9 protein-coding genes are annotated in these 12,579 nt (G+C 63.4%); 6 read left to right on the top strand and 3 right to left on the bottom strand.

Annotation, left to right across the window (positions count from 1 at the left end; translation table 11 throughout):
* Positions 1–47: 47 nt before the first annotated feature.
* Genes JQ586_RS28360 through JQ586_RS28345 form a run of 4 tightly spaced genes read left to right on the top strand, consistent with a single transcriptional unit; the run spans position 48 to position 5,124 of the window.
* A complete protein-coding gene (locus tag JQ586_RS28360; protein WP_212397922.1) occupies positions 48–1,667 on the top strand; it encodes an FAD-dependent monooxygenase in 1,620 nt (539 codons plus the stop codon).
* Positions 1,668–1,678: 11 nt separating this feature from the next.
* A complete protein-coding gene (locus JQ586_RS28355) occupies positions 1,679–2,467 on the top strand; it encodes an alpha/beta fold hydrolase (protein ID WP_212397921.1) in 789 nt (262 codons plus the stop codon).
* Between the two features lie 20 nt (positions 2,468–2,487).
* Positions 2,488–3,900: an MFS transporter gene (locus JQ586_RS28350; RefSeq protein ID WP_212397920.1), complete on the top strand. Its 1,413-nt coding sequence runs from the start codon at positions 2,488–2,490 to the stop codon at positions 3,898–3,900.
* A gap of 21 nt (positions 3,901–3,921) precedes the next feature.
* Positions 3,922–5,124 carry a Xaa-Pro peptidase family protein gene (locus tag JQ586_RS28345; RefSeq protein WP_212397919.1) on the top strand — a complete coding sequence of 401 codons (1,203 nt, stop codon included), beginning with the start codon at positions 3,922–3,924 and terminating at the stop codon, positions 5,122–5,124.
* A gap of 274 nt (positions 5,125–5,398) precedes the next feature.
* Here JQ586_RS28345 and JQ586_RS28340 read toward each other — a convergent pair whose 3' ends face one another.
* Positions 5,399–6,847, bottom strand: coding sequence for a SagB family peptide dehydrogenase (locus tag JQ586_RS28340; protein ID WP_312017031.1), 1,449 nt, complete (start codon positions 6,845–6,847; stop codon positions 5,399–5,401).
* Between the two features lie 12 nt (positions 6,848–6,859).
* A complete protein-coding gene (locus JQ586_RS28335) occupies positions 6,860–9,109 on the bottom strand; it encodes a TOMM precursor leader peptide-binding protein (RefSeq protein ID WP_212397918.1) in 2,250 nt (749 codons plus the stop codon).
* An 826-nt stretch (positions 9,110–9,935) separates the two neighbouring features.
* On the opposite strand from JQ586_RS28335, the gene JQ586_RS28330 reads away from it, so the two are divergent.
* Complete coding sequence (locus JQ586_RS28330; RefSeq protein ID WP_212397917.1) at positions 9,936–10,826, top strand: VOC family protein; 891 nt, start codon at positions 9,936–9,938, stop codon at positions 10,824–10,826.
* Positions 10,827–10,877: 51 nt separating this feature from the next.
* Here the strand turns inward: JQ586_RS28330 and JQ586_RS28325 are convergent, their stop codons facing one another.
* Positions 10,878–12,047: an OpgC domain-containing protein gene (locus JQ586_RS28325; RefSeq protein ID WP_212397916.1), complete on the bottom strand. Its 1,170-nt coding sequence runs from the start codon at positions 12,045–12,047 to the stop codon at positions 10,878–10,880.
* A gap of 223 nt (positions 12,048–12,270) precedes the next feature.
* Between JQ586_RS28325 and JQ586_RS28320 the strand changes: the two genes are divergently transcribed.
* Positions 12,271–12,576, top strand: a complete 306-nt coding sequence (locus JQ586_RS28320) for an ETC complex I subunit (protein ID WP_212397915.1) — start codon at positions 12,271–12,273, stop codon at positions 12,574–12,576.
* Positions 12,577–12,579 lie beyond the last annotated feature (3 nt).

Here is a 12,579-nt window from a genome sequence, read left to right as displayed (position 1 = left end):
AAATCCGAGCACTCTCCGCGCCAAGGGCGAAACAGGGAGTGACGCACATGAGCATCGCTGCGAATGCAACGCACCGGACGACAGTGTTCATTGCAGGCGGCGGCCCGGTCGGCCTCGCGATGTCGCTGCTGCTCGACCGCTTCGGCATCGACTGCGTGGTGGCCGAGAAGAGCGCGACCACAACCGATCATCCGAAGTCGCGCGGCTGCTGGGTCCGCACCATGGAAATATTCCGGCAATGGGGAATCGAGACCGCGATCCGCGAGCGCGGCCTGCAGGACAATTCCGATATGTTCGTGTTCCTCGACAGTATCGCGGGACACGAATTCGGCCGGACCCGCCCCGAGCCAAATCTCGGACACACCCCGGCATGGAAGTGTCTCGTCGCACAGGATGCGGTCGAGGAGGAAATCCTCCGCGTCGTCGAGCGATCGAAACACGCCACCGTGCTGTTCAGCACCGAGTGTGAGTCGTTCGAGGAAACCAACAGCGGCGTTCGCGTCAGGACGCGCTGCGAAAAGTCGGGCGAAATCACCGAATGGAGCGCGACCTACCTGATTGCGGCCGATGGAGCCGGCAGCCGGACCCGCCGCAGCGCCGGGATCGAGATGGTCGGACCAGCCACGCTTGCGGTGATGTCGAACGAATATTGGCGGGCCGATCTGTCGTGTCTGCCGATCGCGCGCGAGGCCGCGGGCTTCATGGTGATCCCCGACAACCCCGATCTGCCGCGGGCGGCAATCCTCAACACCAATGGCCGCGACCGCTGGCTGACGGTGTCACAGATCGGCCTGACCAAGGACGATCGCGAGCGGCCATGGTCGGATCAGGAGTTCATCGAGATGACGCGCGAGCACGTCGGAATTCCCGACCTCGACGTGGCGCTGCTCAACCGCTCGATCTGGCGCGTCAGCATGCAGGTCGCGGAGACGTTTCGGAAGGGCCGGGTGTTCCTGGTCGGCGACTGCGCCCACCGCTTTCCGCCGACCGGCGGCTTCGGCCTGAATTCGGGGGTGCAGGATGCGCACAATCTCGCGTGGAAGCTCGCATTCGTGCTCAGGGGCTGGGCTGATGAGCGCCTTCTCGACAGCTATTCGAGCGAACGGCGCCCGGTCGCGCAGTCCAACGCCAGCTTCAGCTTCGGCAACCGTCTGCGGATGGGCCTCACCGACGACGCGGTGCGATCGAGGAATCCGGACCGCATCCGTTTCTGGATCAACGATATGGACAATCACCTGCACAGCATCGGCCAGAATCTCGGACACAATTATGAGGAAGGTGCTGTTATCCCCGACGGCACCGTCGCGAAGGCGCTGAACTCCCGCCACTACGCCCCATCCGACCGCCCCGGCGCGCGTTTCCCGCACGTCTGGCTCGATTCGACGCGCAAACGTTCGACACTGGACTGGTTCGACAAGGAATTTTCTGTCGTCACCGGTCCGCTCGGCAGCGAGTGGCTGGAGGCGGGGCGGCGAGTGTCCGAAAAAACTGGAGTGTCGCTCTCGCTCAAGCAGTTGCCGGCGGCTGATCCCGCCGACGGGTTTCAATTGGGTATGCGCGGCGCCGTGCTGGTCCGCCCCGATGGCCATGTGGCGTGGCGAATGCACTGGCTGCCATCGGATCCGGCGAAGGAACTTGCCGGCGCGCTTTCGACCCTGCTGCATTAGCGGGGGCTCAGATGCAATCGTTCGATGCCAACGGCGTTGCGACGGCGTACTGGATCTCCGGCCGCGGCGCTCCCATCGTCCTGCTGCACGGCGGCGAGGCCGATCACGCCATGTTCGACGGCCTATCGCGCGCGCTGAGCGACCACTTCACGGTCATCGCCTACGATCAGCGCGACTCCGGCGCGACGCGGAATCCGTCGTCGCCGTATTCGCTCGCTGATCTGGCCGACGATGCCGCCGCTCTGATCCGCGGGCTCGGCCATGGTCGGGTTCATGTGATGGGAACCTCACTCGGCGGATTGGTCGCGCAAACGCTGGCGGCACGGCATCCCCACAGCATCGACCGATTAGTTCTGAGCAGCACATGGAAGATCAACAGGAGTCCGCTGGACGTCAATCCAGGCGCGTTCCGCGCGCTCGGCGCCTACCGCGCTGACGCCAGTGCCAATGCGGCGAAGATCGCCGAGTTCTTCTTTCCGCCGGGCTTTCTGCACGAGCGGCCGGAACTGATCGATATCTTCCGCGGCAACAACCGGGACGACGGGCAGAAGGCGCGGCGCGCCGCGCTGTTGGCGCAACCTGTCGCGGCCGACCTCGCGAATTTCGATCGCCCGACGCTTCTGCTGGCCGGAAGCGATGATCGCCTGATTCCGAACACGGAGACATTTGCGATCGCGGACGATCTCCAGCGTGTCGAGACGCTTGTGATCGAACAGGTCGGCCATGTGTCGTCGATCCAGGCGCCGGAGCGCGTGGCGGAGGCCGTGATCGCATTTCTCAACTCGGAAGAGGCGGTTTGATAACAGGAGCGGAGAGGACCATGGCCGACCAGCCTGGCGTAGTGTCTTTCGACGAAGCACCGGTGACGATGCGCTATCGGCTTTCAGTCATTCTGTTTGCCTCGACAGGGGTGATCGACTTCTTCGATTTCTTCGTCGTCGGATTTCTTGTGTCGGTGTTGGCACCGAAATGGCACCTCACCTTCGGGCAGACCTCGATCATGTTGATGAGCGCTGGCATCGGCGCGATGCTGGGCGCGCTGGCCTCGGGCTTCCTGGCCGACCGCTTCGGGCGGAAGCCGCTTGCCGTCGTCGGTGTGCTGATCTGCGGACTGAGTTCGGGCGCGATTGCTTTGATACCGGATGACGGTTGGATCTTGTTCGCCGGTCTGCGGTTTTTCGTGGGCTTCGGCCTGGCGGGGGGCGCGGCGGCCGGGGTGCCGGCCATCGTCGAGTTCGCACCAACCCGCCACCGGACGCTGATCACGAGTCTGGTGGGCGTTCCTGTCGCGTTTGGCGTTTTGTCGGCATCGATTACGGCCAGCTACCTGCTGCCGATGGTTGGTTGGCGCGGGCTTGCCGCGGTCGGCTTCCTGCCAATCATGCTCGCTGTCTTGACCGCTGTCGTCATGCCGGAGTCGCCACGCTGGCTGATCAGCAAAGGTCGTGTGCGGGAAGCGCAGGTCAGTATCCGCAAACTCTACCGGGTCGGCGATCAGACGTTCGCGCTGCCGACGCTCCCGGCGGCGAGCCCGGCGCGGTTCGCCGATCTGTTGACCGAACAGCGGCGCTTCTGGCTGACGGTGCTGACCTGGTTCGGTGCCAGCACGGCCAACTATGGCGTCTTCCTGTGGGGGCCGACGATCGTCGCGCTATTGCTCGGCGTAGCGCCCCAGGATGCAGCGAAGATGTTCATCCTCGTCAGCCTTGCCGGCGTGCTCGGCCGGACCGGCTTTGCCTTTCTGGCTCACCGGGTCGGCCGCAAGCCCTGCGGTCAGCTGATGGGGTATGGCACCGCCATTTCACTCGGACTCGCGGCAAGCTTCCACAGTGACTTTGTCGGCTCGGTGCCGCTGTTCCTGGTTTTCCTGATGGTCGGTGCGTTGCTCTTTGACGGCGGGTTTTCCAGCCTCGCTCCGTATCCAGCGGAGATCTTCCCGGTTCAGCTTAGCGGCCGGGCCGTCGGATTGGCACAACTCGCCAACGGCATTGGAAAGATCGCCGGTCCACTGTGCCTGGCATTGATCGCGGGCTCGGACAATCCGGTGCTTCCGCACGCGACCGCATCGGCAGTATTGCCGGCGTTCATCTTTCTCGCCGGCTCAGGCCTCCTGGTCGGTCTCGCCTTTACCTTCCTGGGTGTCGAGCCGCACGGGCGCCCGGTCTCGCTGTTCGGCGGCAACCGGATCGGCAAAGCGACACTGGAGCAGGCAACGGCAGAAACTGCGGCGTGATGCAGCATGAGAGATGATGTCATGAACGATAAGTTCGGCAAGACCGGATTGAAGGCGCCGTTCGACACGGACAAGCTCGACCGGCTGATGGATGAGGCGGGTCTCGATGTCCTGATCGCAACGTCGCGTCACAACGTGCAATATCTGCTCGGTGGATATCGCTTCTTCTTCTTCGACGTTATGGAAGCGATCGGCACCAGCCGCTATTTGCCGGCCGTGATCTATCAAAAGGGTCATCCCGAAAATGCAGCCTATATCGGCAACCGCATGGAAGGATTCGAACGCGAACTTGGCAGCATCTGGACCCCGATCGTCGAGACGGCGTCGTGGGGCACGATCGATGCGATCGGGCTTGTCATCGACTACCTGAGAAAGCTCGGCGGCAACGCCAGGAGAGTTGGCATCGAGGCGGGCTTCATGCCTGCGGATGCCAAGGATGTGCTGGCCGGTCACAGCGGTTTCGAGCTATGCGAGGCCCATTTCGTCCTCGAACGCCTGCGAGCTGCGAAATCTCCAGGTGAAATCGAGCTGATCCGGCAAGCCTCCGAGCGGGTCGTGGATGCAATGGCCGCCACGTTCAAGGCCTGCGCCCCTGGCATGACCAAACGTGACATAGTGCAGCGCCTGAAGCGCGAGGAGCATGAACGCGATCTTGTGTTCGAATATTGCCTGATCGCCGCAGGCACCAGCCACAATCGCGCGCCGTCCGATCAGCGGTTGGAAGAGGGCGATGTGATCTCGCTCGACTCCGGGGGAAACTACAGGGGATATATCGGCGATCTGAGCCGGATGGGCGTGCTCGGCGAGCCGGACAATGAGCTCTGCGAGCTGCTGGATGAAGTCGAAACGATCCAGCAAGCCGCGCGGCGCGCCATAAGGCCGGGAGCGCTCGGCGGTGACGTCATTGCAGCGGGAGAAGCTGCCGTGAAGACTTCGGTCCACCGCACGGTGCTCGACTTCACTGCGCACGGCATCGGCCTTGTGAGCCACGAAGCACCGCGCCTCACTGCGAGGGGGCCGGTGCCTTATGCGCCCTACGATGCCGATCGCGCACTGGAGAGGGGAATGGTGATTTCGGTCGAGACGACGCTTCTGCACGCCACGCGCGGTTACATCAAGCTCGAGGATACGTTGATCGTGAGTGACGGAAGTTGGGAAGCTCCGGGCGACAGCTGCCGCAGATGGAATTCATCCGATTGCAGCCAGGCAAAATCGGGTCTGTGAATTCATTCGGCACAGGAGCTCGGTCGTTCAAATATTCGGGCTCCGGCTGGCGCTTTGCGGAACCTGGGGGCGCGCCGATCATTCCTCCCGGTTGTTGCCGCGGTGCTACAGCCTGAATCGACGAATTGCGCTCTAATGCACGCAGTAGTCGTAGGCGCATTGTTGATGATCTAGCGCAGATGATTTGGGGCATCTGCCCGTCATCATTGATGGCTCGCGCAGTTCTCTCCCGTAGACTGGAGCCCCGGCGCTGTCCGGGGCTCTCTCTTGCGCGCTATCCGGAGGCAGGCGGTTCGATGCCGCGGCCCAGCGCGAACTGGCCGACCGGTCCCTCGACGTGAATGTCGAGCCCCGTCATCTTTGCGAACAGATCGATATTGGTGGCGCCGATCGCGCAGCCGCCAAGACCCATGTCCGTCGCCATCAGATACAGCGTCTGGGTCAGCACGCCGACATCCTTCAGGATCAGCGCATAGGCAATGGCGCTGTACTTCCAGGAGATCCGGCCGAAGCGTGCAGCGATCGTGATCAGGATCTGCGGCGGAGCAGGGGCGTCCATGGCAAATTCCGCGCCTTGCATCATGGCGTCGAATTGATGCGGGTGAACGTCGATCGCCGTCAGCGCGTGCGCATCGGCGTCGTAGTGATAGAACCCCCGCGCCAGGCCATCGCAATTCGCAATCGCCAGGTAGAGCTCGAGCTCGTAGGCGCTGCCCGCCGCGGGATAGGGCCTGCTGCTGTATTCGATCTCGGGGCCGTCATCGGTGAATTCGAGCGGGCTGCTCCATTTTGATCTGATGCGCGCCACGTTGTTGAGGAGCGTCGAAAGCTCGGCGAGCGTGACCGGCTTCCGGTCGTCGAACTCACGCGTGGAATGTCTCCGATCCAGCAATTGCTCGAACGGCGAGGCGCTGCCGATCGCATCCGGCAGCTTGACGGTTCGGCCGGGCCAGGCTGGCCGAACCGCCGGCAGCGACGCACTCAAGCCGATGTGCGGGTAGAGGCCGCCCAGCGGATTGGCCTGCCGGCCCTCAGTGCTGCGGGTGTGGAACAGCAGGTCGTGAAAATCCCAGAAGACGAGGCCGTCATCTCCCTCGATCTGCCGGAGATTGTCGCGCCTGGCCGTGTCGACCTTGATGATGATCTCGCAATCGAGCAGCAGCGCGAGCAATCCCGGCCCCGGATAGCCGTCGAGACGGCGGATGCTGCCGATCTTCTGCGGTGTGGCGAGCATCGTGAGCAGGCTCGCAGTGCCAGCATCGCAAATCCGGAACAACGCGCCGGCGCGCGGCGATTCCAGGACCATCGAGGTGCCACGCCGCCGCAGATAGGCGAAGCGCGACAACGTAACCGTCGCCGCGTCATCAAGCTTCGGCATCCGCGGCCAATAGTCCGACGTCTGCGGTTCGATCACGACGAGTTCGTCGCTCGCACGCGCCAGGCGATATTCCACGAGGCCGCGGCGCGCCAATTGCCGGATCAGGCGCTCGACGTCGCGCGCGACCACATCGCCTTCGCGGGAAGGGGACGGCAGCGGCAGGCCTGCCCGCAGCTCGCGCGCGCGTTCCGTTGCAGCGGCGCTGAACTTGCCGAGCGGCTCCGAATAGTCGTCGAAATGCGCGGCGATGCTGCCGTCGGGCTGCACGTCGAGCGCGACACGCGGATTGAGCTGCGCGTAGAGCGTCGGCGTTGCGCTCTTCGATTTCGTTGTCTTCGCGCGCACGCCGGCGTCACCTTACGTATGCGGGAGAAACGGCGTCAGCTCGTTTTCCGGCGACGGCCGATCGCGCAATCCGAGCTTGACCGGCACATCATAGAGCCGTCCGGGGCCGAAGCGACGATAGAAATGACGCATGCCGGGAACGATGACCCGGACGACGGGGACCTCGACGTCCGGCCGGGTCTGGTCGAGGACGAGAAAGTCCATCCCGGCGCGCGTGGCGATGTCGACGCAGGCGTCGACTTGCGCACGCGTGTTGTCGAGCGGCACGTTTGACGCCGCGGCCGGAGGAACAACCGGATTCGAGGCCGGAATCAGGAACGGATATTCCTCGAGCCGCAGCGGATTGATGCCGTCGAGGCTCGGCTTCTCGCCGCTGCCTCCGCCCATCAGGCCGATCGACAGGAACTGGTTCAGCTCGGTCAGCGACCGCAACAATGCGATGCGCGGATCGAAGTGCGAGCCCGATCCGAACTCGATGTTCTCCTGGCCGTTCTGCATCCAGTGCACGATCGCAACGTAGGTCGGGATGCCGAGGTCGCTGGTGATGTCGAGCACCCAGAGCTTGCGACCGGTGTCCTCGAGCTGGGTCTTCAGATCGCGGACGTAGGAATCGTCGAACCGGTCGAGATCGACTGCTGCCCGTTGCGACCGGTTGTACCACCAGATCGCGTAGGCATCGCGCTCCATCAATTCGAGGAAGCCCTGGACGATCGCTTCCTCGCGCGTGTTGCCGGCGGCGCAGCCGTTGGAGTCAGCTGCGAAGATGGCTCCCGGCCCGTCATGGAAGAAATACAGCAGGCTGGTCGGCACCTGTCGGAAGCGCTTGTCGCGCAGTGACCAGACCGGCGACCATTCGATCCGTGCAGACGTGTCGAACGGCTCGGGCGCCGGCTGGGTGTGATAGGAATCATGCTCGCGGGCTTGCGCACGGATCCGGTATTGCTCGTCGCTGAACAGCAGGATGTCGTTGGGAGGGATGGCCTCGTCGGGAGCGAAGTCGCTGAAGCGCTTGCGCGCGCGGATCTCGTCGCCCTGAAAGATTCCGGAATAGCGCTCGATGGCCTCCATCAGCGCGCTGGCTTCGCCTTGCTCCGCGGTGCTGCCCTTGCCGAAGCTGCCGCCGGTCAGCCCCGAGCGCAGCTGGTCGACGCTTTGCGCCGGCGCGGAGAAGTTGTGCTGGGCGTGGAAATTGGTGTTCAGCGGCAGATCGACCTCGATCCGGTCCAGCCGCGTCACGACGCCGGTCAGCGGGCTGACATGTTTCCTGAACCGCGCCACCGTAGTGCGCGACGACACTGTGCGATAGCCGCCGCTGGTCATCACGAGCTTGGCGCCTGATCCCAACTCGATCGGTTGGGGCGCGCGCCGCGGGTTTTGCAGTTTCTTGTTGCCGCAGGTGGGGCATTGCGGGCGCGCCGCCACGTAATGCCGGGCGGTCGTCGAGCCCAGGAGGTCGAGGCTCACAATGTGATTGCGCAGATCGGTGCGGAAACCGCTTGCAACGGCCTTGGCGATCTCGATCGCGGCAAACTGGACCGCGTTCTGCCCGATGGTGTGCTGCGCGAGGGGCGAGACGGCAACGGGCCGCGCGCCGGCTCGGTCGAGAAATCCCTTGATCTCGCGGTTGCGGATCATGCGGTCGAACAGGCAGGTCCAGCACGCGCCGTCCGGATTGAAGACGGGGCCGACCAGCGGGAATACGCCTGAGGGCTGGACCAGCAGCCAGGGAGACCGTGCTGATGCGCGCTCGAGATTACGCTCGGCCAATCGCCGGTCGAGATAATCATTCACCAGCGTGACCGTGAGGTCGGGCGATGTCTTGACGACGCGGACCCCGAGGTCCTGCAGCGCCTTGCCCAGTTCGGCCGCGCCCTTGACGTCGACAGCCTCGATCCGCACGCGGCAGCTTTGCAGGTTTTGTCCGGCGACCTCGGGAGGCAGTCCGAGGCTCGCCCAAAGTCCGTCCACTGCGTTGCCGGGCGTGGACGGCTTAGCGATCACGTAGCGCCGGTCGAGCAGACGCCCGATTGCTTCGTTGATCTTGTCGGACGGATATTTCTTGCCGAGGTCGGCGGCGAGCCTGGCGGCGCTGATTCCACCCGCGCCGATCGCCGTCGCGAGGGCACAATAGAGCTCGCCGTGAAGGAAGAATTTGCGGTCTTCGGAATAGAGGCAGACGACGTCCGGAGGTAGCACGTAGGCCGTGAAATTCGGTGCGAACCGCAAGACGTCCTTGGAGATCGGAGAGGATTTTCTGGGCAAAGACTCGTTCCTGTAGCGCGCGCGGCCGACTGTCGAGGAAGGGAGGAGCTGACCTCGGCACCTCCTGCGAGGCGCGCCGCGCAAGCGACACCGGGACAGCTTGAGAGTGCGACAACATGAAATGGCCGGGTCGACCTGTGTCGAACCCGGCCATGATGATTGATGTGCGTCAACGAGATCCTGTCCGGATCAGCAAAGACGGCAAGAGCCCCAGGACACGCAGCATCCGCCGCATCCACCGCAACCGCCGCAGCGGCACGCGCGGCAACCACCGCAGCGGCACCCGCGGCAACCACGACAGCCGCCGCAGCCGCGCCAGGCAACCTGGACGCCTGCGCCCGCGTCTTCCTTGTCGAACAGGTGGAATGTCGCGAGGCTGACGTCAGCGATCTCTTCGTCACCGAGCGTGATCGCGTGGGTAGGCGCGTATTTCTGAGTCTGCGGCATGTCGGCCGCCGGCACGGTGGATGCTGATGCACCTCCCACCAGTGAGAAAGTCAATCCGGCCGCACCCAATGCGGGCACGGCGGCCTTGGTCACACGCTTCCGCTTGGGGGCTTGCTTCACCCGTGGCATAGTCGCATCCTCCATTCCTAACGAACTTGATCTGCAGTCAACCCTCACGCATTTGTACGCTTGGTGATCTGGCCATGCAAGAGTCGCTGCACGGACGCAGCGCGCTTGATCGTGAGTTTATGTTGCGGTTCATATTGATGAATGTGATAGCGCGACGACGCCGTCACAGGGTTCTCCTCGTTCATCGCAAGGTGAACACAAGGGCGATGCTGCACTGCGGTTGACCTGACAGCGAACTCGAGGAATCCGCATGCAGAATGATGGTGCGAGCTTTGTCTGGTACGAACTGCTGACCACAGATGCGGCGGCCGCGCGTACTTTTTACGGCAGCGTGCTGGGCTGGGATTCGAGAGACGTTTCGACACCTGCGTTTTCTTACAATCTGTTCATGTCGGGCGGGCTGCCGCGGAGCGGTCTGATGGAGTTGCCGGAAGAGGGCAGGCGGCAGGGCGCAATGCCGAGATGGGTGGGTTATGTCGGCGTCGCCGATATCGACGCAACCGTCGGCCGGATTCGAGAACTCGGCGGCGCCGTGTATGTTCCTCCGACCGGCACCAACATTGGCCGAATCTCGATCGTCGCCGATCCGCAGGGCGCGACGTTCGGGTTGGTTAATGATTTGAAAATCGATCCGCCTCCGCTCGCCGACCTCGATGCATCGTCGCGCGTTGGTTGGCACGAACTGTTGGCGGCGAACTGGCGCCAGGCCTTCGACTTCTACGCCGCGGTATTCGGCTGGCGTCCGGCCGAGGTCGAGATTCCGGATCCCGAACCGTATCAGCTGTTCTCGGCGGGCGGGCTGACGGCCGGCGGAATCTTCAACAAGCGGCCCCATGAAGCGGTCCCGTTCTGGCTTTATTACTTCAACGTCGATGACGTCGACGCGGCCACGTCCCGGGTGACCGCCGGTGGCGGACGAGTCTACGAGGGCCCGCTGATGCTGCCCGACAGCAGCTGGATCGTGCGCTGCCTCGATCCGCAGGATGCAACATTCGCGCTGCAAGGGCCACGAAGCCAGGACAGCATCGCGAAGGCGCCGGTCGCCGAATATCGCTGGACCGCGACCTGGGACCAGTTCTCGTCGAAAGGCAGATGGCGCGGGGAGCGGCCGCCCGGGAAGGGACGGCCGCCGGGTAAGTAGGCCCGATCAGTCAGCCTCCGATCAGGCAGTCTCCGATCAGGCAGCCTCCGATCAGGCAGCCTTGGCTGGCGCCGACGGCCTGGCTGCGGCCGGTGGCTTGACCGGTTTGTCCTGCCGCTTCGACCACGAGATGTAATAGGCCACGATCGTCATGATCGCGATGCCGGAGACGCTGACGAAGATCTGCGCGAACAGCGAGCCCGAGCTCATCGACAGCTCGAAATGCCCGACAAAGGACAGGAATACGCCGACGCAGAACACCGCGAGCGATTGCTGGCCGCACACGATCACGGGATCGAACATCTTCCACTCCAGCGCCGACCAGTCCTTCGGGATGAAGCGGATCACCAGCACGGTGATGACAACGAAGTGCAGGAACCGATAGGGCGCGAGGTTGGTCTTGTCGTTCGGGTTGAACCACGCATAGAACCGGTGCGGGAACATGGCACCGAGGCTGTCCGGGAAGCGTCCGGCCATGGTCATGACCAGTCCGAAGATCAGATAGGCGATGCAGAACCAGAGCGTGTAGCGCGAATTGATGATGTGCATGTTCTTGCGCGCACCGCCCATCGCGCACCACGATCCGAACACGAACAGCACCTGCCAGCAGAACGGATTGAAGTACCAGGTCCCCGCCGGGTAGGCCGGCAGATTCCAGCCCATCTGTCGCGACACCAGCCACAATGCGAGCGAGGCCAGCATGGTGACGTTCGGCTGGCGCAGCATGAACCACAGCACCGGCGGGAACAGCCCCATCAGCACGATGTAAAGCGGCAGCACGTCGAGGTTGACCGGCTTGAACTTCAGGAACAGTCCCTGCCGCAACGTCTCGGTTGCATTGTCGACGAGGCCGGCGACGTTGAACTCGTTGATCATTTCGGAATCGCCGAAGCGCAAGGCGAGATAGCTGATCGAGGCGATGTAGATCACGAACAGAATGATGTGGGCGACGTAGAGCTGCCAGACGCGCTTGGTCAGGCGCGTGGCGCCGACGATGAAGCCGCGCTCCAGCATCATGCGGGCATAGACGAACGAGGCGGTGTAGCCGGAGATGAAGACGAACAGGTCGGCGGCGTCGCTGAAGCCGTAGTTCCGCGTCGTGATCCAGTTTACGATGTTGTCGGGGATGTGATCGAGATAGATCGCCCAGTTCGCAACCCCGCGGAACAGGTCGAGCCGAAGGTCACGTCCTTTTTCGGGCAGAGTGGCGTGGATTTCCATGGGTCCCGCTTCTTCCAGGTGATGCTTACGAGAAGGCCGCGCTGCGCGCCGCTTGCGACGGCCCAGATTGTCACAGCGTAGCAGAATGACTATACCGGTCTGGTGAAGGTAACATCCGACGACAGCGAATCACCGGTCAAATCACTGATCGGTGTCTCTATACTGTCCTGGCGGTTTCCTCCAATCGCTTCCATGTTGCATATCCCACGGGGCCCGACCATCCATGACCGCACGCATTTTTAAGCCCGCCAAAAACGCGATGCAATCGGGACCCGCCAAGACCAAGGACTGGCAACTGGACTATGAACCCGAGCAGCCGCGGACGGTCGAGCCGCTGATGGGCTGGACGTCATCGGGCGACATGAAGCAGCAGCTCACGCTCCGCTTTGAGACCAAGGAAGAAGCGATCGCCTATTGCGAGCGGAAGGGAATTGCCTATCAGGTGATCGAGCCGCAGGCATCAGCCCAGCGCCAGGTCGCCTATGCCGACAATTTTGCCTTCCGCCGCTGGGAGCCCTGGACCCACTAAGGA

The sequence above is a fragment of the Bradyrhizobium jicamae genome, assembly GCF_018130215.1.
Lineage (GTDB): Bacteria > Pseudomonadota > Alphaproteobacteria > Rhizobiales > Xanthobacteraceae > Bradyrhizobium > Bradyrhizobium jicamae_A.
Note: the sequence above shows the minus strand (reverse complement) of the source record. Positions and strands in the feature narration are given on the sequence as shown.

Excerpts from the sequence above, each read along its gene's own strand:
- JQ586_RS28320 (WP_212397915.1), top strand. The coding sequence starts at position 12,271 with ATGACCGCACGCATTTTTAAGCCCGCCAAAAACGCGATGCAATCGGGA.
- JQ586_RS28345 (WP_212397919.1), top strand. The coding sequence starts at position 3,922 with ATGAACGATAAGTTCGGCAAGACCGGATTGAAGGCGCCGTTCGACACG.
- JQ586_RS28350 (WP_212397920.1), top strand. The coding sequence starts at position 2,488 with ATGGCCGACCAGCCTGGCGTAGTGTCTTTCGACGAAGCACCGGTGACG.
- JQ586_RS28360 (WP_212397922.1), top strand. The coding sequence starts at position 48 with ATGAGCATCGCTGCGAATGCAACGCACCGGACGACAGTGTTCATTGCA.
- JQ586_RS28330 (WP_212397917.1), top strand. The coding sequence starts at position 9,936 with ATGCAGAATGATGGTGCGAGCTTTGTCTGGTACGAACTGCTGACCACA.
- JQ586_RS28355 (WP_212397921.1), top strand. The coding sequence starts at position 1,679 with ATGCAATCGTTCGATGCCAACGGCGTTGCGACGGCGTACTGGATCTCC.
- JQ586_RS28325 (WP_212397916.1), bottom strand. The coding sequence starts at position 12,047 with ATGGAAATCCACGCCACTCTGCCCGAAAAAGGACGTGACCTTCGGCTC.